This window comes from Streptomyces sp. NPDC059852 (assembly GCF_042731455.1).
GTDB lineage: Bacteria > Actinomycetota > Actinomycetes > Streptomycetales > Streptomycetaceae > Streptomyces.
On record NZ_JBHWJK010000004.1, the window covers coordinates 15,142 to 33,190 of the forward strand.

At 74.4% G+C, this 18,049-nt stretch carries 18 protein-coding genes; 7 read left to right on the forward strand and 11 right to left on the reverse strand.

Annotated elements, in window-relative coordinates; all coding sequences use genetic code 11:
- Nucleotides 1-29: 29 nt before the first annotated feature.
- The 3 genes from ACFV46_RS06275 (at nucleotide 30) to hypA (ending at nucleotide 817) form a co-directional block, all read left to right on the forward strand.
- Nucleotides 30-236, forward strand: coding sequence for a hypothetical protein (locus ACFV46_RS06275; RefSeq protein ID WP_385497183.1), 207 nt, complete (start codon nucleotides 30-32; stop codon nucleotides 234-236).
- Nucleotides 237-309: 73 nt separating this feature from the next.
- Nucleotides 310-459 (forward strand): hypothetical protein, encoded by a 150-nt coding sequence (locus tag ACFV46_RS06280; protein WP_192806039.1) that lies wholly within the window; start codon nucleotides 310-312, stop codon nucleotides 457-459.
- A 7-nt stretch (nucleotides 460-466) separates the two neighbouring features.
- Nucleotides 467-817: a hydrogenase maturation nickel metallochaperone HypA gene (hypA, locus tag ACFV46_RS06285; protein WP_361928932.1), complete on the forward strand. Its 351-nt coding sequence runs from the start codon at nucleotides 467-469 to the stop codon at nucleotides 815-817.
- A 54-nt stretch (nucleotides 818-871) separates the two neighbouring features.
- On the opposite strand, the gene hypE is transcribed toward hypA, so the two are convergent.
- The 8 genes from hypE to ACFV46_RS06325 all read right to left on the reverse strand — a co-directional run bounded on the left by hypE (nucleotide 872) and on the right by ACFV46_RS06325 (nucleotide 9,454).
- Complete coding sequence (gene hypE / locus ACFV46_RS06290; protein ID WP_385497184.1) at nucleotides 872-1,942, reverse strand: hydrogenase expression/formation protein HypE; 1,071 nt, start codon at nucleotides 1,940-1,942, stop codon at nucleotides 872-874.
- Nucleotides 1,935-3,077: a hydrogenase formation protein HypD gene (gene hypD / locus ACFV46_RS06295; RefSeq protein WP_385497185.1), complete on the reverse strand. Its 1,143-nt coding sequence runs from the start codon at nucleotides 3,075-3,077 to the stop codon at nucleotides 1,935-1,937. Before hypD ends, hypE begins: the two co-directional genes overlap by 8 nt.
- On the reverse strand, nucleotides 3,074-3,394 hold the full coding sequence (locus tag ACFV46_RS06300; protein WP_151782659.1) for a HypC/HybG/HupF family hydrogenase formation chaperone: 321 nt from the start codon (nucleotides 3,392-3,394) through the stop codon (nucleotides 3,074-3,076). Before ACFV46_RS06300 ends, hypD begins: the two co-directional genes overlap by 4 nt.
- A gap of 3 nt (nucleotides 3,395-3,397) precedes the next feature.
- Nucleotides 3,398-5,734 (reverse strand): carbamoyltransferase HypF, encoded by a 2,337-nt coding sequence (hypF, locus tag ACFV46_RS06305; RefSeq protein WP_385497187.1) that lies wholly within the window; start codon nucleotides 5,732-5,734, stop codon nucleotides 3,398-3,400.
- On the reverse strand, nucleotides 5,731-6,459 hold the full coding sequence (hypB, locus tag ACFV46_RS06310; protein WP_385497188.1) for a hydrogenase nickel incorporation protein HypB: 729 nt from the start codon (nucleotides 6,457-6,459) through the stop codon (nucleotides 5,731-5,733). Before hypB ends, hypF begins: the two co-directional genes overlap by 4 nt.
- Nucleotides 6,452-7,096 (reverse strand): hydrogenase maturation protease, encoded by a 645-nt coding sequence (locus ACFV46_RS06315; protein ID WP_385497189.1) that lies wholly within the window; start codon nucleotides 7,094-7,096, stop codon nucleotides 6,452-6,454. The genes hypB and ACFV46_RS06315 overlap by 8 nt, the downstream gene beginning before the upstream one ends.
- On the reverse strand, nucleotides 7,093-8,775 hold the full coding sequence (locus ACFV46_RS06320) for a hydrogenase maturation protein (RefSeq protein ID WP_385497190.1): 1,683 nt from the start codon (nucleotides 8,773-8,775) through the stop codon (nucleotides 7,093-7,095). The genes ACFV46_RS06315 and ACFV46_RS06320 overlap by 4 nt, the downstream gene beginning before the upstream one ends.
- A 166-nt stretch (nucleotides 8,776-8,941) precedes the next feature.
- A complete protein-coding gene (locus ACFV46_RS06325) occupies nucleotides 8,942-9,454 on the reverse strand; it encodes a hypothetical protein (protein ID WP_376725967.1) in 513 nt (170 codons plus the stop codon).
- Nucleotides 9,455-9,764: 310 nt separating this feature from the next.
- Between ACFV46_RS06325 and ACFV46_RS06330 the strand changes: the two genes are divergently transcribed.
- Complete coding sequence (locus ACFV46_RS06330; RefSeq protein ID WP_385497192.1) at nucleotides 9,765-10,628, forward strand: aminoglycoside adenylyltransferase domain-containing protein; 864 nt, start codon at nucleotides 9,765-9,767, stop codon at nucleotides 10,626-10,628.
- On the opposite strand, the gene ACFV46_RS06335 is transcribed toward ACFV46_RS06330, so the two are convergent.
- Complete coding sequence (locus ACFV46_RS06335) at nucleotides 10,607-12,052, reverse strand: glyceraldehyde-3-phosphate dehydrogenase (protein WP_361928909.1); 1,446 nt, start codon at nucleotides 12,050-12,052, stop codon at nucleotides 10,607-10,609. The genes ACFV46_RS06330 and ACFV46_RS06335 overlap by 22 nt on opposite strands.
- Before the next feature lie 159 nt (nucleotides 12,053-12,211).
- On the opposite strand from ACFV46_RS06335, the gene ACFV46_RS06340 reads away from it, so the two are divergent.
- Both ACFV46_RS06340 and ACFV46_RS06345 read left to right on the forward strand, forming a co-directional pair.
- The gene (locus ACFV46_RS06340) at nucleotides 12,212-13,171 is read left to right on the forward strand and encodes a LysR family transcriptional regulator (RefSeq protein ID WP_376725969.1); all 960 of its coding nucleotides are present in this window, start codon (nucleotides 12,212-12,214) and stop codon (nucleotides 13,169-13,171) included.
- A gap of 150 nt (nucleotides 13,172-13,321) precedes the next feature.
- Entirely contained in the window at nucleotides 13,322-15,229 is a 1,908-nt protein-coding gene (locus ACFV46_RS06345; protein ID WP_385497193.1) for a collagenase, read from the forward strand.
- Between the two features lie 46 nt (nucleotides 15,230-15,275).
- Here the strand turns inward: ACFV46_RS06345 and ACFV46_RS06350 are convergent, their stop codons facing one another.
- Nucleotides 15,276-16,250, reverse strand: a complete 975-nt coding sequence (locus ACFV46_RS06350) for a LysR family transcriptional regulator (RefSeq protein ID WP_385497194.1) — start codon at nucleotides 16,248-16,250, stop codon at nucleotides 15,276-15,278.
- A gap of 119 nt (nucleotides 16,251-16,369) precedes the next feature.
- On the opposite strand from ACFV46_RS06350, the gene ACFV46_RS06355 reads away from it, so the two are divergent.
- The gene (locus ACFV46_RS06355) at nucleotides 16,370-17,062 is read left to right on the forward strand and encodes a type 1 glutamine amidotransferase domain-containing protein (protein ID WP_385497195.1); all 693 of its coding nucleotides are present in this window, start codon (nucleotides 16,370-16,372) and stop codon (nucleotides 17,060-17,062) included.
- A gap of 43 nt (nucleotides 17,063-17,105) precedes the next feature.
- On the opposite strand, the gene ACFV46_RS06360 is transcribed toward ACFV46_RS06355, so the two are convergent.
- Nucleotides 17,106-17,999 (reverse strand): peptidoglycan-binding protein, encoded by an 894-nt coding sequence (locus ACFV46_RS06360; protein WP_385497196.1) that lies wholly within the window; start codon nucleotides 17,997-17,999, stop codon nucleotides 17,106-17,108.
- Between the last annotated feature and the right edge of the window lie 50 nt (nucleotides 18,000-18,049).

Sequence of the window (18,049 nt, forward strand, 5' to 3'; positions counted from 1 at the left end):
GCGGCGCGCCGACGAGGAAGGAGAACACCATGGGCAGCATCCGGGTCGGCAGGGCCCAGGCCAAGCCCGACACCCCCGGCCACGTGTCCGGCATGCACCAGGGCAACCACGGCCGCTACCAGGACCAGACGGGTCACCACCAGGACGGCACCTCCGACGCGCGCCGCTCCACCGGGATCCACTGGAAGCGGCACGACGCCCTCGTGGACGCCATGCCGAACATCTCACCGGGATGACGGACGGCGGGGAGTGACCGCGATGAACGACCGACGGGCGCGCGGGTGCGGCGCCGGGAGCGAAGGAGCCGGGATGAGCGGAGTGCGGGTGCTGAAGGCCGAGGCCGTCCTGCTGGGCGCCCTCGCGGTGGCTCTGCTGGTGTGGGAGCTGCCCAGCCTGCGGCGCGAGGCACGGATCTGGCGGATGGCGGGCGGTCTGCGCGCGGGCCGCCGCTACCCCTGAGCCGGCCGTGCACGAACTGTCGATCGCGACCGCGATCATCGAGCGGGCCGGTGAACTGGCCCGGGCCGACGGGACGGACACCGTGTCGGCGGTGACCGTCCGCGTCGGCGAACTGGCCGGTGTCGTCCCCGACGCCCTGGACTTCGCCTTCGAGGTGGCCCGCGACGGCACCGCCCTCGCCTCGGCGCGGCTGGTGGTCGAGCAGGTCCCCGCCCAGGCCTGGTGCGGGACGTGCGCGGAGGAGTTCGCCGTCGGCATGCCGCCGTTCTTCTGGTGCCCGCGCTGCGACCGTCCCTCCTCGGACCTGCGCAGCGGCCGGGAACTGGAGATCACCGGGATCGAACCGGCCGTCCCCTGACACACGAGGGCCCCGGCGGTGCCGTCACGCACCACCGGGGCCCTCGCACGCCCGTCAGCAGATGCGCGGCAGCTGCTCGCCCAGCGGCAGGTCCACCACCCGGGTGCCGCCGAGGCCCGTCGCGACCACGACCATGCCGGGGTGCTCGGCGACGCACTCACCGATCACCACGGCCTCGGCCCCGTGCGGATGGGCCCGCATCGCCGCGAGGACCTCCTCCGCCGCCGACGGGGGCACGAAAGCGACCAGCCGCCCCTCGTTGGCCACGTACAACGGGTCCAGCCCGAGGAACCCGCAGGCGTTGGCCACCGCGTCCGGCACCGGGACGGCCCGCTCACTGAGCCGCACCCCCGTCCCGGAGGCACGGGCGATCTCGTTGAGCGACGCGGCGAGACCACCCCGCGTCGGATCGCGCAGCACATGGACGTCCGGGGTGACGGCCAGCATGGCCGCCACCAGGCCGGCGAGCGGCGCGCTGTCGCTGGCGACCTCGACCCCGAACTCCAGGCCCTCCCGGACACTCATGATCGCCACGCCGTGCAGCCCGATCGGGCCGCTGACGATGACGACGTCACCGGGCCGCGCCCGCTGCGGGCGGATGTCCACCCCATCGGGCACCAGTCCGACCCCGGCGGTGGTGACGTACACCCCGTCGCCGTGGCCGGACTCCACCACCTTGGTGTCCCCGGTGGCGATGGTGACCCCGGCCGCCTCGGACGCGGCGCCCATGGCCCGCGCGATCCGCTCCACGACCGCCAGCTCCACGCCCTCCTCCAGGACGAACGCGGCGGACAGACAGGCCGGCCGGGCCCCGCTCATCGCCAGATCGTTGACCGTCCCGTTCACCGCGAGGTCACCGAGGCAGCCGCCCGGGAAGAACAGCGGCCGCACCACGTACGAGTCGGTGGAGAACGCGAGGCGCGCGCCGCCCAGTTCGAGGACGGCGGAGTCGGTGAGCGCGGCCAGCGTGCTGTTGCCGTACGCCGGGGCGAAGACCTGCTCCATCAGCTCGGCCGACAGCGCGCCGCCGCCCCCGTGCCCCATCACGACGACCGGCTGGTCGCGCAGGGGAGCGGGACAGGTCCAGGCGGCCGGGTCGACCACGTCCGTCACAGGCTCAGGCAACGGGGTTCATCTCCTCGGCCGCGGGCCGGACGCCCCGCGGGGCGGGTGTGTTCATCCGGCGGTACAGGTAGTAGGCGGCGCAGGCGCCCTCGCTGGAGACCATCGTGGCGCCGAGCGGTGTGCGCGGCGTGCACGTCGTGCCGAACGCGGCGCACTCGGTCGGCTTGATCAGGCCCTGCAGCACCTCGCCGCTGCGGCACTCCGCCGGCTCCTCGGTCCGGATGCCGGCCACGTCGAAGCGGTGCTCGGCGTCGTACGCCCGGAAGGCCTCGCTCAGCCGCCAGCCGCTGGACGGGATGGGTCCGATGCCCCGCCAGTTGCGGTCGGTGACCTCGAAGACCTCCTCGATCATCCGGACGGCCGCCGGGTTGCCGTCGTCGCGGACCGCGCGCGGGTAGGCGTTCTCCACCCGGTGCTCGCCCAGCTCCAGCTGCCGCACCGTGCGCCGGATGCCCTCCAGGATGTCCAGCGGCTCGAACCCGGTGACCACGATCGGAACGCCGAACCGGTCGGCGAGCCCCGGGTACTCGGCCGTCCCCATCACGCTGCACACGTGCCCGGCGGCGAGGAAGCCCTGGACGCGGCAGGACGGCGCGGTCATGATGGCCTCGATCGCCGGGGGCACCCGTACGTGCGAGACGAGCAGGCTGAAGTTGCCCAGCCCCTCGCGGCGGGCCCGGTGCACGGCCATGGCGTTCGCGGGGGCGGTCGTCTCGAAGCCGATCGCGAAGAACACCACCTGCCGGTCCGGGTTGCGGCGGGCCAGTTCCAGCGCGTCGAGCGGCGAGTACACCACCCGTACGTCGCCGCCCTCGCCCTTCACCCGGAACAGGTCCCGGTCGGAGCCCGGCACCCGCAGCATGTCCCCGAACGAACAGAAGATCACCTCAGGGCGGGCGGCGATCTCAAGGGCCTTGTCGATGACGTCCAGCGGCGTCACGCACACCGGGCAGCCGGGGCCGTGGATCAACTCGACCTGCTCGGGCAGCAGCTGGTCGATGCCGTGCCGGATGATCGAGTGCGTCTGGCCGCCGCACACCTCCATCAGCGCCCAGGGGCGGGTGGCGGTCGCGCGGATCTCGTCCAGCAGCCGGCGGGCCAGCTCCGGGTTGTTGAACTCGTCGATGTACCTCACCGGGCCTCACTCCCGCCGTCCTGGTGCCCCGCGGGCGCCGGTTCGCCCGCCTCGCGGGCCGCCTGCTGCCAGGCGTCCCCGAACTCCTCCTCCAGCAGCCCCAGTTCCTCGAACAGCTTCAGCGAGGCCAGGGCGGACTCCTCGTCGAGGCGTTGCAGCGCGAAGCCGACGTGCACGATGACGTACTCACCCACCCGCACGTCGGGCACGTACTCCAGGCACGCCTGCTTGCGCACCCCGCCGAAGTCGATCAGCCCGGTGAGCGGGTCGGCGCCGTCCTCGATGGCCACCACCTTGCCGGGCACTGCCAGACACATGCGTCACTCCTTCGTTCGTCGGTGCGCCGCGACCACCAGCTGGCCGAGGGCCAACCCGCCGTCGTTCGGCGGGACTTCGCCGTGCCGCAGCACCGTGGAGCCGTCCGCGGCCAGCAGCCGCGCACACTCCTCCTCCAGCAGCGCGTTGGCGAACACCCCGCCGCTCAGCGCGACCGTGCGCGCCCCCGTGTCCTCGCGGGCACCCCGGCACAGCTCCGCCACGGCCCGCGCGACACCCCGGTGGAAGCGCGCGGCCAGCACGGGGACGGGCACGCCCGCCCGCAGATCCGCGACGAGAGCGCGCAGCACGGGCGCGGGATCGCACCGGCCGCCCGCCGTCCCGAAGGCGTACGCCCCGTCGTCGGCGTCCCAGGCCGTGGTGGCCGCCGCCTCCAGCTCCAGGGCGGCCTGCGCCTCGTACTCGGCGCGATGACAGACCCCCACCAGGGACGACACCGCGTCGAAGAGCCGGCCCATGCTGGAGGTCGCCGCACACGCCACGTCCCGCGACAACTGACGCTCCAGCAGCCCGAGTTCGTCGGATTCGCAGGCGGCGACACACGGCAGGTCCGGCTCCCACCGCACCCCCGCCGCCCACAGCCGGGCCAGCGCGAGCCGGCAGGGGTTGGCCACCCCGGCGTCCCCGCCGGGCAGCGGGGCCGGCGTCAGATGGGCGAGACGCCGGTAGCCGCCGTACCCGGCGAGCAGGAACTCACCGCCCCAGACGGTCCCGTCGTCGCCGTACCCCGTGCCGTCGAACGCGACCCCGATCACCGGATCGGTGCCGTCGAGCCCGTGCTCGGCCATGGCGGAGGCGATGTGCGCGTGGTGGTGCTGGACGAACACCGGCGACCGCAGGCCCAGCTGGGCGGCCTGCAGCCGGGCCCACCGCGCCGAGTGGTACCCCGGGTGCCGGTCGGCCGCGACCACCTCGGGGGCCACGCCGGTCAGATGCCGCATGTGCGCCTCGGCCCGGCCCGCCGCCTCCAGGGTGGCGAGCTCGCCCATGTCCCCGATGTGCGGGCCGAACCACGCCAGGTCGCCCTCGCCCACACACAGCGCGTTCTTCAGGTCGCCGCCCACCGCGAGCGCGGGACGCAGCGTCACGGGCAGCCGCAGCGGGCGCGGGACGTACCCACGGGAGCGGCGCAGCACCTGCTCGGTGCCGTCGCTGCGCACCCGCAGCAGGGAGTCGTCGCACGGTGAGGCGATGGGCCGGTCGTGCGCGAGCCACGCGTCCGCGAGGCCCGCCAGCCGGGTCAGGGCCTCCTCGTCGTCCGTGACGATCGGCTCCCCGGACCGGTTGCCGCTGGTCATCACCAGCACCCGCGGTCCCGGCGGGTCGCCCGGCAGCCCGAACAGCAGGGTGTGCAGCGGGGTGTACGGCAGCATCACCCCGAGGTGCGGGCTGCCGGGGCAGACGCCGGGCGCGAGCGGTTCGTCCGCGCCGCGCCGGCGCGTCAGCACGATGGGCCGGCGCGGGCCGGTCAGGGCCGCCAGCTCGGCCGCCGAGGGCAGCGCGACCCGCCGTACGGCGTCGGTGTCGGCGCACATCACCGCGAACGGCTTGCCGCCGCGCTCCTTGCGGGCGCGCAGCGTGTCCACGGCCCGTGCGTCGGTCGCGTCGCACGCCAGGTGGTAGCCGCCGAGGCCCTTCACGGCGACGACCCGGCCGCCCGCCAGCAGCGCCCGGGCCAGCGTCAGCGCCTCCCCGTCCCGCGCGGCCCGCACCCCGCTGCCAGGGGCCGGTTCCAGGCGCAGCCGGGGCCCGCAGTCCGGGCAGGCCACCGGCTGGGCGTGGAAGCGGCGGTCGGTGGGATCGCCGTACTCCCGGGCGCAGGCGGCACACATGGGGAAGCCGTCCATGGTGGTGACGGCCCGGTCGTAGGGCAGGCCCGTGGCGATGGTGAAGCGGGGGCCGCAGTGGGTGCAGGTGAGGAACGGGTGCCGGTGGCGGCGGTCCTCCGGGTCGGCCAGCTCCCGCAGACAGGCGTCGCAGGTCGCCGTGTCGGGCGGCAGGTGGGTACGGCCCGGGGAGCGGTCGGTGGAGCGGATGGTGAACGTGTCGTCGGCGCCGGTGACCGGCAGGTCCTCGACCTCGACGCCGGTGACCGCCGCCAGCGGGGGAGGCTCGGCGGCCAGCCGGTCGCACAGCCGGTCCACGCCGTCCGGCCGGCCCTCCACCTCGATGAGGACCCCGTTCGCCGTGTTGCTGACGAACCCGGCCAGCGCGAGATCGGTGGCGAGGCGGTGCACGAACGGCCGGAACCCCACCCCCTGCACGGTGCCGCGCACGACGACCCGGCGGCGCACCGCCCCCTTGTCGACGGGCGCGGTCACGAGACGGGGCCGGCCGCGTGCGCGTGGGTGTGGGGCCGCGGTGCCAGGGGAGGCGTGTGCGCCGGGGTGCCGTCCCGGACGGCCAGCACCCGCTCCAGCAGGGTGTCGACGCCGTCCCCGGTGCGGGCGCAGGACCGGAGCACCTCGACGCCCGGGTTGACCCGCCGCACATGCTCCTCGAAGGCGGCCGCGTCGAACCCGGCCGGCTCCGCCAGGTCGGACTTGGTCAGCACCACCAGGTGGGCCGAACCGAACGCGGTGGGGTACTTCAGCGGCTTGTCCTCGCCCTCCGTGACCGCCATGAGGACGATCCGCAGGCTCTCCCCGAGGTCGTAGGAGGCCGGGCAGACCAGGTTGCCGACGTTCTCCACGAACAGCAGCGAGGTGCCCTCGGGCAGCCAGGACTCGACGTGCCCGCGCAGCTGGCGGGCCTCCAGATGGCACAGCCCGTCGGTGAGGAGCTGTTTCACCGGGGCGCCGGACCGCGCGAGGCGCCGGGCGTCGTTCTCGGTGGCCAGGTCGGCGGTGAGCGCGGCCACCGGGACGCCCCGCTCGAGCGCCCGGGCGAGGACACGGCCCAGCAGCTCCGTCTTGCCGCTGCCCGGGCTGGACAGCAGATTGACCACGCTCACCCCGCGCCCGGCCAGCTCCTCGCGCAGGTGCGCGGCCAGACCGTCGTTCCTCGCCAGGACGGCCTGGCCGACCTCGTCCACGGACTCACACATCGGCGCTGCTCCTCGCGGTCGGTGGGGGAGGGACCGGGGTGCCGGTCCGCTGCCGATCCTCCGCGCCGCCCGCCCCCGCGGGCCGGACCCCGGCCGGGGAGGGGGCGGCGGATTCGTCCGGGCGGCGCAACGCGGGCGTCGCCGTGGGGTCGGCGAGCAGCGCCGGGACGAGCGTGTGCAGGGCCCTCACCGCCTCCGGTACCGCCGCCCGCACGGTCACGCTCATGCCGGGGGTGATGTCCTCGTCGCCGCGTGGTACCCGTTCGGGCTCACAGGCCAGGACGAGGACCCGGGGGAGCGGTTCGTCGCCCAGGTGGGCGGCGAGGGCCAGGACCTTCGCCGGATCCATGCCGTGCGCCTCGGGCGGCGGCCCGGCGGCCGGGGCGCCGGGGAGTTCCGGCTCGACCAGCGACAGGGTGCCCGGTGCGTGGCCGCGGACCGCCGCGTCGACGAGGACGGCCGTGTCGTAGCCGTCGAGCAGGGTGTAGGCGAGGTCGAGCCCGCGGATGCCGAAGTCCCGCACGGCCGCCCCGGACGGCAGGGGCCGCTCGTCCAGGGCGCGGATCACCTCCGGGCCGAAGGCGTCGTCCGCGAGGAAGATGTTGCCGACGCCCGCCACCAGCAGCCGTGCGCTCACCGCGCGCCCGCCGGCAGCTTCCGCACGAAGGCCGACCGCAGGGCGTGGTAGGGGGCGCGCGGGTCGAAGAAGACGGCCCGCATCCGGGCGAGTTCGTCCCGCCGGTACTCGGCGAGCGGCTGCCGCTTCTCGTCGGCCTGGCGGGCCGCGGCCTTGGCCTCGATCCGCCGCTCCAGGTCCGGGGCGGCGGCGAGCGCGCCGGCCAGCCGGTCCACCTCGGCGCCGAACTCCTGCGGCGGCACCGGCACCAGACGGTCCACCAGACCGATCCGCTCGGCGCTCGCGGCGCTCACCGGGAACGCCTCCGTGGTCAGCCGGTGCGCCGTCTCGACGCCGACCCGGCGCGGCAGCGAGTACGTCCAGAACTCGGAGCCGTACAGGCCCATGCGGCGGTAGTGCGGGTTGAGGACGGCGCCGGAGCGGCACCACACCTCGTCGGCGGCCAGGGCGAGCATGACCCCGCCGGCCGCCGCGTTGCCGCCGAGGGCCGCCACCACCAGCCGGTCGGTGGTCCGCAGCACCGCCTCGACCAGGTCGTCCATGGCGTTGAGGTTCGACCAGGACTCGCCCGCGCTGTCCGGCGCCGCCTCGATGACGTTCAGGTGGATGCCGTTGGAGAAGAAGTCCCGGGCGCCGCCGAGCACCAGCAGCCGGGTCGGGCGGGTGAGGGCGTACCGGTAGGCGGCGTGCAGCCGGCGGCAGTGCTCGGTGCTCATCGCGCCGCCCGGGAAGGAGAAACGCAGGAAGCCCACGTCGCCGCGCTGCCGGTAGCGGATGTCGGTCCAGGTGGTGCGGTCGGCGGGCAGTTCGAGCGGCGCGGCGATCTCCGGGAGCCGCGGCTCGGCGGGCCGCTGGTAGGAGTCCAGCACGGAGGCCGCCGGGCGGCGGAACGGCGCCGGGTCGCCGGACGCCTTGCGGGGGCGCAGCTCGGGGATCCAGACCGCCCCGTCCACGGTGGCCCGGCAGATCGCCCCGGCGCGGGTCGCCAGCAGCTCGCCGGGGTGTCCGCGCAGCCGGTCCTCGGGGTGCCCGCCGTGCAGGAACAGCTCATGGCCGAGGATTTCGTCCAGGACTCCGGGCTGGGAGTCGGCGCCGCGCAGTTTGCGGACCACCGTCCGGGTGTCGTCCCGCTCCCAGTCGATGCGGCGCTGGTCCTGGCGGAAGGCGTCGCGCCACAGCACCCGGATCGCGGGGTCGGTCTGGGGCTTCGGCTTGAACGATCCTTCGGCGTAGCGGCGCACGGCCTGCAGCACGGCGGCCGAGGCGGCGTCGGAGACCTCGCCCCGGTACAGGTCGCTCTTGCCGACGTCGGGCACCGGGAAGGCCTCGGCGGCCCACATGGCTCCCGCGTCCATGCCCGCCTCGGCCTGGAGCACGGTCACGCCCCAGTGGGTCACCCCGTCGGCGATCGCCCAGTCCAGGGCGGACGGTCCGCGGTCCCCCGGCGGGCCGGGGTGCACGACGAGACAGGTGTGCTCCCGCCACACATCCTCCGGCAGGGCCGTCTTCAGCATGGGGGCGACGATCAGTTCCGGGCGGGCCGCGCGAACCGCGGTCCGGACCGCCTCGTCGCCCTGCGAGGCGAGGACGACGTCCACCCGGTGCCCTTGGTCGGACAGTTCCGCGTACACGCGCTGGGACAGGCTGTTGAACGCGCTGGCGACGAGCAAGATCTCCATGACCGGGCATGTTCGTCCCTTTGGCGAGGGGCGAGAAGGACCACGACGGCGTTTCGCCGCCCGCCGACCGGTCGCTTGCTCCATACGGCTCGCTTTCGTCACCGTGCCCCACGCGGGGGAGGGGCCCGCGCGGGGCACGGCGCTCACGCAACCGTGCGGCCGGAGATCAGGCGCAGAGCACCCGGGTCTCGGGGGTGAAGACGGGGCCGCCGCTGACGTTGGTCGCGTCGCTGAACTCGGCGTAGTAGTACGAGTAGAAGCCGATGTTGCCGTTGCAGCCGGAGTCGGCGGCGATCTGGAGCGTCAGCGTGACGGTGCGGCTCTGCCCGGGCGGGACGGTCGCCCCGTAGTTGGCGCCGAGGTCGGCGGGCCCGGTGCCGGCGCACGGGGCGCTGCCCGCGGCGGTGGTGAGCGCGCATCCGGTGAAGCCGTACTTCAGGTCGGGGCGCTGCGTGGTCAGCCAGGTGGGCTGGATCGTCTGGTAGACGAACAGGACGTCGTACGACTTGTTGTTGGTGAGCGTCATCGAGAGCTGCACCGTGCCGCCGGGCGTGGTCGTCGCGGCGTCGGTGGCGAAGGTCAGCTCCGCCGGCGCGGGGTCCGCGGCGCTCGCGCTGGGGGCGAGCCCGAACACGGCCAGCAGAAGGGCGAGGACGGTGGTGAGACCCAGGCGTCTCATACGTGGTGATCGCATGGCCCGGGAGGCTAGGCAGGCGGCGCCCGCACCGTCTGCCCCGCGCGGAGCACCCCGGCTGGATGTGTCCGTCATGTGGAGGGAGCGTGGCGACTGTATGAAGGACCGGGCCTGACGGCGTCCGCGCAGGACAGATCGAGGACCCTGACCAGGGGCCGGGCGCAGGGCTCCGGTGCGCGCCCCGTCGCGCCGTACGCCGATATTGGCCGGAACCGGGAGACCCGCGCGACCCGAACGCCCGGACCGGTCGTCATCGGGCACTCGCCGGTCTCCGGCCGTGCGGAACACTGGGCCTATGACCCGGACACTCGTGGACCCGCACGCCGTCCCCGCCGAACTGCGGCCCTACCTCACGGAACTGGTCCGCCGCACCCACGACGTGTGCGGTACGCGCCTGGTGAGCGTCGTGGCGGTCGGCTCCGTCGCGCTCGGCGACTACCGGCACGGCCGCAGCGACACCGACGTCACGGTGGTGCTGGACGGGACACCGCCCGCCCCGCTGCTCACCGAACTCGCCGCCGCCCTCGCCCACCCCGCGCTGCCCTGCCCGGCGGCAGGACTGGAACTGGTCGTGTACGACGCCGGCTTCACGGCCCGGCCGTCCGGCGACGCCGGATACCTGCTCGACCTCAACACCGGACCGCTGTTGCCCGACCGGCTCAGCCTCGACCCGGCCGGGTCCCCGGCGTTCTGGTACGTCATCGACCGCTCCGTCGCCCACCAGGCCGGGCGGACGCTGTACGGGAGGACCCCGGCGCGCGAGGTGATCGCCGAGCCCGCCCACGCCGACCTGCTCGCCGCGATCCGCGCATCCGTCCGCGAACACAGCGCCGACGACGGGCATCTCGCGGACAACCGCGTCCTCAACGGCTGCCGCTCGGTGCGTTACTGCCGCACCGGGCGCTGGCAGCCCAAGCGCCGGGCGGCCCATGAGGTCGCCGCCGAGGAACGCTTCCGCCCACTCGTCGAGGCCGCCCTGCGCAGCTACGAGCGGCCCTCACGCACGGACGCGACCGCGCTGCCCGCCGAAGAGGTGCGGGACTTCCTGTCCTGGGTCGCCGCGCAGGTGGACGAGTCGGCCGGGGCGGACGCCCACCGGGGAGCGTCCGCCCCGGCCGCGGGGCACGGGGGACCGGATCAGACGGCCGGCGCCGGGTAGGTCGGGTACTCGACCCCGGAGACGTGCTGGACGACCCGGATGACCTGGCAGGAGTAGCCGAACTCGTTGTCGTACCAGAGGTAGAGGATCGCGTTGTCGCCCTCCACCTTCAGCGCGCCCGCGTCCACGATCGACGCGTGCCGGGAGCCGATGAAGTCGCTGGAGACCGCGTCGGGCGCCGTGATGAAGTCGATCTGGCGGCGCAGCGGCGAGGTCAGCGACACCTCCCGCAGGTAGTCGTGCACCTCCTCGCGGGTCGTCTCCCGCTTCAGCTGCAGGTTGAGGATCGCGATGGAGACGTCCGGCACCGGCACCCGGATGGAGCTGCCGGTGATGCGGGCCTTGAGGTCGGGCAGCGCCTTGGCGACGGCGGAGGCCGCGCCCGTCTCCGTGATGACCATGTTGAGCGGCGCGGAACGGCCCCGGCGCTCGGACTTGTGGTAGTTGTCCAGCAGGTTCTGGTCGTTGGTGAACGAGTGGACGGTCTCCACGTGCCCGCGCCGCACGCCGTACTCGTCGTCCATCGCCTTCAACGGCGGGACGATGGCGTTGGTGGTGCAGGAGGCGCAGGACAGGATCTGCTCGTCGGGCTTGATCGTGTCGTGGTTGACGCCGTGCACGATGTTGGGCACGTCGCCCTTGCCGGGCGCGGTCAGCACGACCTTGTCGACACCGGGGCGCAGGTGCTTCGACAGGCCCTCGCGGTCACGCCACTTGCCCGTGTTGTCGATCAGGATGGCGTTCTTGATGCCGTACGCCGTGTAGTCGACCTCGGAGGGGTCGTTCGCGTAGATCACCTTGATCGCGTTGCCGTTGGCGAAGATCGTACTGCTCGCCTCGTCCACGGTGATCGTGCCCTGGAACTGCCCGTGGATCGAGTCGCGGCGCAGCAGCGAGGCGCGCTTGACGATGTCCCGCTCGCCGCCGCCGCGCACGACGATGGCCCGCAGCCGCAGGCCGTTGCCCGAGCCGGACTTCTCGATGAGCAGACGGGCGACGAGCCGGCCGATCCGGCCGAAGCCGTACAGGACGACGTCGCGTCCCTCGCCCCGCTCGATCTTGTTGGCGCCGGTGGCACCCGCGACGGCCTCGGCGGTGAACGCCTCCACCGTCAGACCCCGGTCGTCGGCCTTGTAGGCGGACGCCAGGATGCCCAGGTCGATCTGGGAGGGGCCGAGGTCGAGAGCGGCGAGGGCCTGGAGGAACGGCAGCGTCTCGGTGACCGAGAGCTCCTCGCCCGCGATCTGCCGGGCGAAGCGGTGCGTCTTCAGGATGCTGACCACCGACTTGTTCACCAAGGAGCGGCTGTGGAGGAGGACGGTGACGTCCCTCTCTCGGTGCAGCTTCCCGATGATCGGGATCATCGATTCCGCGATCTCCTCGCGGTTCTTCCAGCTGGTGAACGAGTCGTCGTTGACAGTCACGGGAGCGGGCCTATCTTTCGAGCTAGGTGGCGCTCATATGCTAACCGCAGGGTCCGATGCGTGTTCGAAGGGGGGTCCGCGCGTGATGAGATGGCCCCCTATCGCACTGTTTCGCCGGGGTACGGCGGAGCGGCGGCCCGGACGAGGAGGGTGTGACGGGTGGAGCTCGAGCTACGGCATCTGCGTGTGCTGTGCGCCATCGCCGACGCGGGGAGCGTCGGCCGGGCCGCCGCGGAGCTGGGCTACTCGCAGCCCGCGGTCAGCACCCAGCTCCGCCGGATCGAGAAGTACTTCGGCGAGCCCGTCTTCGAGCGCGGCCCGGCCGGGGTGCAGCTGACCCCGTACGGCTTCGAGGTGGTCGCGTCCGCCCGGGACGTGCTGGCGCGCGCCGACGCCATCGGCCGGCGCCCCGCCGCCGGGGCCGCCGCGGCCCGCCGGACGCTGCGCGTCGCCGCCACCAACTCGCCGATGCTGGCGGGCATGGTGTCCGGGCTGCGCGCCCGGATGCCGGACGTCTCCCTCGCGGTGACCAGCGTGTACGCGTCCTCGCGGATCGTCGACCTGCTGGAGGAGGGCGCGGCCGACGCCGGCCTCGCCGCCGACTATCCGGGACGTGAGCTGGGGCACTCCGGCGCGGTCGCCCACAGGGGGATCGTCACCGAGCCGACCTTCGTCGCGCTGCCGTCCCGGCACCCGCTCGCCCAGCGCTCCCAGGTCGCCCTCGCCGACCTGGCGGGGGAGGAGTGGTTCCTGACGCCGGACGACGGGGCCGGCTGGCCCGAGGTGTTCCACGCGGCCTGCGCGGCCGCCGGGTTCACGCCCGCCGTCGCCCATGAGTTCCTCGGCGACCACCGGCAGTTGCAGGACATGATCGCCGACGGCCTGGGCGTGGCCGTCGTCCAGCCGACCATGCGGCCCCTCCCGCAGGTGGTCGTGAAGCCGCTTCAGGGCACACCGCTGTGGTGCCGCTACGTGCTGGCCTGGCGGCCCGCGGCCGTCCCGGCCGAACTCGTCGACGCGCTGTTCCAGTCCGCCGCCGAGGCGCACCGCCAACTCGTAGCCCAGTCACCGCACTTGAGGGCCTGGGCCGCACGCACCTGGGGAGTGCCGGGCGCGTAGCCCCGACGACAGCGCGCGCCGCCGGGCGTTATGCCCGCGTGGCCCCAAGTGCTATGCCGTACGGCGTTGTTGGCGCGCGCCGGCGTTGAGACAGTCCTGACACGCCTCAGCACCCCACCCCGAGGCGCATCCGTCCCTGGAGGATCCCCGATGCGCTACCGCTTCGTGCTGCCCAGACGCATGGCGTCCGCACTGGTCGCCGGTGCCGCCCTCACGGCGGTGATCACCTCCCCCGCACCGGCCGCGCAGCCCGCCCCCACCGCAGCGTCCCCCGGGACTCCGGCACCGCCCCCGTCCGGACCGTCCCCCGACAGCTCCTCCGCCCCCGCCGTCCCGGAACGGCCGGTCAGCCCGGCCGAGGTGCCCCCCTTGGCGCCGGCCCGCCTCCCCGCCCCCAGGACCGCCGCGACCGCCGCCTGCGCCCCGGCCGACTTCGGCAGCCGTACCGGGGCGGAACTCGTCGCCTTCGTCCGGGCGTCGACCACGGACTGCGTGAACAGCCTCTTCTCCGTCGGCGCCACGGACGCCCGCGCCGTCTTCCGTGAGGCCCAGATGGTCACGGTCGCCGGCGCCTTCACGCGCGTCGCGCGGACGTACGGCGGCGACAACGCCTCCCGCATCAGCCAGCTGGTCCTCTTCCTGCGGGCCGGCTACTACGCGCAGTACAACCACCCCGACGCCACCGGCCCCTACGGCACCGCCCTCACCACCGCCACCACCCGCGGCCTGGACGCCTTCTTCGCCCGCCCACGCTCCCGCGCGGTCACCGCGGCCAACGGCGACGTGCTGCGCGAGGTCGTCGTCCTCACCGACAGCGCCGAGCGGCAGGCCCGCTACCTCGACGTCTACCAGCGGATCCTCGACGACTACGACCACTCCTACGACGGCGTGCCCACCATGCTCGCGGCCGTGAACGCCGTCCACACACCCCTCTGGCGCGGGAATTGGAACCCCGCCTACGTCCGGGCGGTCATCGCCGACCGCTCCGTCGTCCGCACCCTGCACACGTTCGCCCTCGCCCATCTCGACCTGCTCGGCACCGACCGTGGCCACCTCACCTCCAACGCCGGGATGAACCTGGCCCGGTATGTCGAGCACCCCGAGCTGCGGACCACCGTCCGGCCCCGCGTCCGGCACCTGCTGGACACCGCCCGGATCACCGGCCCCACGGCCGCGCTCTGGGTGAGCGTCGCCACCCAGGCCGACGCCTACGACCCCGAAACCTGCGCCTACTACGGCATCTGCGACCTCGAAGGCCGGCTGAAGCGCGCGGCCCTGCCGCTCACCCACCGCTGCGACGCCGGCCGCACGATCCGCGCCCGGTCCCTCACTCCGGCCGACCTCGACGCGGCGTGCGCCAGCCTGCTCGGCCAGGACGCCTACGTCCACGACCTCGTCCGGGACCCGGGCCCCATCCCGGGCCAGCACCTGTCCACCCTCGACCTCTACGTCTTCGCCGGGCGCGACGACTACCGCACCTACGCCGGCGCGATCTTCGGCATCAGCACCGACAACGGCGGCATGACGCTCATCGGCGACCCCGACGACCCGGCCAACGCTCCCTTCGCCGTCATGTACCGCAAGAGCGAGGACACCGGGCACGCGGCCCGCATCTGGAACCTCAACCACGAGTACACGCACTACCTCGACGCCCGGGACAACCTGAAGGGCGATTTCGCCCAGCAGACCTCGGTGCCGGACGTCTGGTGGATCGAGGGCTTCGCCGAGTACGCCTCCTACGGCTACCGGGGCCGCGCGTACACGGACGCGATCGCCGCGGCCGGCCGGCACACCTATCGGCTGAGCACCCTGTTCCAGAACACGTACGCCAACAGCGACGTCACCCGCACCTACGCCTGGGGCTACCTGGCCGTGCGCTACATGCTCGAACGGCACCCGGCCGACGTGCACCGCATGCTGGAGCGGTTCCGCGCCGGTGACTACGCGGGCGGGCACGCCGTGTACGCCACCGGGATCGGCACCCGCTACGACGCCGACTTCGACGCCTGGCTGACGGAGTGCGCAGCCGGAGCGTGCGCGGCGGGCACGACGGGCTGAGCCCCGGTCCGCGGCCGTGCGGGGGCGCCCCGCGCGGCCGCGGGCCTCACCACGCGCCGGCGATCTCCAGCAGATGGTCGCGGACCAGGGCGACATGCGGATTCCCGGAGGACCCCGGGCGCTGGACGAGGAAGCCGGTGTTGATCGGCGGGTCGTCCGGGTCGTGCAGCAGCGTCAGCGCGCCGGAGGCCAGCTCGGCGGCGCACAGATAACGGGGGAGCACGCTGAACCCCGTACCGCCCGCGACCGCCGCCGTGACCGCGTTCAGATCCGGCATCGTCACGGCCGGCTGCCGGGCGAGCCGGCGGCCGAAGACATGACGCCAGTAGCGGCGGACGATCGGCACGTCCTCGGCGTAGGCGACCAGTGGCACCCCGTTCAGGGCGGCCGGGCCGTCCGCCGCGAGCCGGGCCGGGCCGCCCACCCGCTCGGCCCAGCCGGGCGACGCGACCAGCACGAACTCCTCGTCCATGAGCGGCACCGACGCCAGGGCCCGGCTCCGCGGCCGGTAGGTCGCGATCACCAGGTCGTAGCGGCCCGCCCGCAGGTCGGCGAGGAGCGGCTCGGTCAGCCCCGGCGTCACCCGCAGCCGCACCCCGCGGTCGACCAGGGGCGTGAGGGCGGGCATCACCCGGCGGGTCAGCAGCTCGGCCGGACCGGCCAGGTGCACCGGCTCCGCCGGGTGACCGTCGTCCGCGCCGCCCGGCCCGACGACCCCGGCCAGCGCGTCCAGCGGCTCCACGATCCGGGCGGCCAGCTCGTCCGCGTACGGCACCGGGGCCACCCCGCGCGCCAGACGCTGGAACAGATCCCGGTCCAGTTGCCGCTCCAGGGTGCGGATCTGCGTGGTGACCGTCGGCTGGGACAGGGCCAGCAGCCGGGCGGCGGCCGTGAAGGAGCCGGTGCGGTAGACCGCGAGGAAGGTCCGCAGCAGGTTCAGGTCCACCGGCGCCGAGGAACCCGGGGGGACCGGCACCGCCTCCCCGCCGACCGAACTGTCATCGGAATCCCTATGCCTCATATGGACAAGCCTATTGGATTCGAATGGGTGAGCGCGCGTACGGTCGACGACGCCGGGCAGGGACGGCCCACCGCCCCGCCGCCCGGCACGCAGCAACTCCGTCTCCCGAGAGAGCTCCCATGTCGAAGATCCTTTTCGTGATGACCGGCGCCGACCACCTGACGCTGGCCGACGGCACCGAGCACCCCACCGGCTTCTGGGCCGAGGAGGCCGTCGCCCCCTACGAGGCGTTCAAGGCCGCGGGCCACGAGATCACCGTCGCCACGCCGGGCGGTGTCGTGCCGACCGTCGACAAGGCGAGCCTCGCGCCCGAGTTCAACGGTGGCCAGGAGGGCGCCGACCGGGTCGCCGCCGTCCTCGCCTCCATGACCGAACTCGACGCGCCGCTGCGCCTCGAGGACGTGCGCCTCGACGACTACGCCGCCGTGTTCTACCCCGGCGGCCACGGCCCCATGGAGGACCTGGCCACCGACGCCGCCTCCGGCGACCTGCTCACCCGCGCGCTGCGCTCCGGCAAGCCGCTCGGCGTCGTCTGCCACGGCCCGGCCGCGCTGCTCGCCGCCACCGGCGACGGCGGCAACGCCTTCGCCGGCTACCGGGTGGCCGGGTTCACCAACGAGGAGGAGACCCAGGGCGGCCTCGCCGGCCGGCTCATCTGGCTCCTCCACGACCGGCTCACCGAGGCCGGCATCCAGGTCGACGCGGGGGAGCCGTGGGCCCCGCACGTCGTCACCGACCGCAACCTGGTCACCGGCCAGAACCCGGCGTCCTCGGCCCCCCTCGCCGCGGAACTGCTGAAGCGCCTCGGCTGACGGCCTCTCGGAGCGCCGGCGCCCCCGGACCTCCGGCCGTCGCTCAGGGCTCCGGCGTCTCGGACTCCAGCGCGGTGCGCGTCGGACGCCCGTAGACGCCGGACTCGTCGTCGAGGACGACCCGGGTCAGCTGGTAGGCGCGCACCGCGCTCTCGACGGACCCGCCGTACACCCCGTCGGCCTCGCCCGCGTAGAGGCCGGTCCGGCGCAGGCGGAGCTGGAGTTCGACGACCTCGGGGCCCCGGTCGCCCCGGCGCAGGACCGGCGGTTCCCCCGCCTGCCCGGTCGGGGAAGGGGTCTGCCCCTCGGACGGGGCGGCGCCGGACGGGCCCGCCGACGGGGTGCCGGAACCTTCCGCCGGCGTGGGGGAGGCACCGGTGGACCCGGTCGCCGAGGGCGCGCTCCCGGAGGGCCCGGACGATGCCGCCGAAGCGGTGGTGGAGGGCACCCCGGCGGCGGCGCTGCTCCCGGTCCCGGCCTCGGACGACGTGGCGTCGGGGAGGGGGGCCCGCAGGCCGCCGTCGGCGCCGCCGCCGCGCTCCGGGCCGTCGTAGCCGAACAGGCCGCCGAACGACGCGCCCGTCACCGCCACCGCCAGCAGGGCACCGGCCCCGGCGATCAGCGGGGCGCGCCGGCGGCGCGGCCGCTCCGGGGCGGCCGGCGACTCCTCGTCCGTGGTGGCGGAGGGGGGAGCCGGACTCCCGGCCGGTATCTCCCCGGCCAGGGCTGGCGTGTCGGTTCCGCCGTCGTCCGCCTCGGCCAGACCCACGAACGGACGGATCCGCACCGGATCGAAGTCCTCCGCGGCCGCCACCTCCGCCGTGCGCGCCTCGCGGCGGGCGTCGGCCGCCCGGTCCGCGCAGTCGCAGGCAGGCGTGCCGTCGGGCGCCCGTGCGGCGCCGCAGGCCGGGCAGACGAGGCGGTCGGGTTCGCTCACGTGGGGGTCCTTCTCCATACGGGACCCAGAGTCTAGGCATAAGTTCAACA

Bases quoted from the DNA above. Each gene is read 5' to 3' on its own strand.
- ACFV46_RS06275 (WP_385497183.1), top strand. From the start codon at position 30: ATGGGCAGCATCCGGGTCGGCAGGGCCCAGGCCAAGCCCGACACCCCC.
- ACFV46_RS06320 (WP_385497190.1), bottom strand. From the start codon at position 8,775: ATGGAGATCTTGCTCGTCGCCAGCGCGTTCAACAGCCTGTCCCAGCGC.
- ACFV46_RS06325 (WP_376725967.1), bottom strand. From the start codon at position 9,454: ATGAGACGCCTGGGTCTCACCACCGTCCTCGCCCTTCTGCTGGCCGTG.
- ACFV46_RS06355 (WP_385497195.1), top strand. From the start codon at position 16,370: ATGTCGAAGATCCTTTTCGTGATGACCGGCGCCGACCACCTGACGCTG.
- ACFV46_RS06300 (WP_151782659.1), bottom strand. From the start codon at position 3,394: ATGTGTCTGGCAGTGCCCGGCAAGGTGGTGGCCATCGAGGACGGCGCC.
- ACFV46_RS06350 (WP_385497194.1), bottom strand. From the start codon at position 16,250: ATGAGGCATAGGGATTCCGATGACAGTTCGGTCGGCGGGGAGGCGGTG.
- ACFV46_RS06330 (WP_385497192.1), top strand. From the start codon at position 9,765: ATGACCCGGACACTCGTGGACCCGCACGCCGTCCCCGCCGAACTGCGG.
- ACFV46_RS06280 (WP_192806039.1), top strand. From the start codon at position 310: ATGAGCGGAGTGCGGGTGCTGAAGGCCGAGGCCGTCCTGCTGGGCGCC.
- ACFV46_RS06345 (WP_385497193.1), top strand. From the start codon at position 13,322: ATGCGCTACCGCTTCGTGCTGCCCAGACGCATGGCGTCCGCACTGGTC.
- hypB (WP_385497188.1), bottom strand. From the start codon at position 6,459: ATGTGTGAGTCCGTGGACGAGGTCGGCCAGGCCGTCCTGGCGAGGAAC.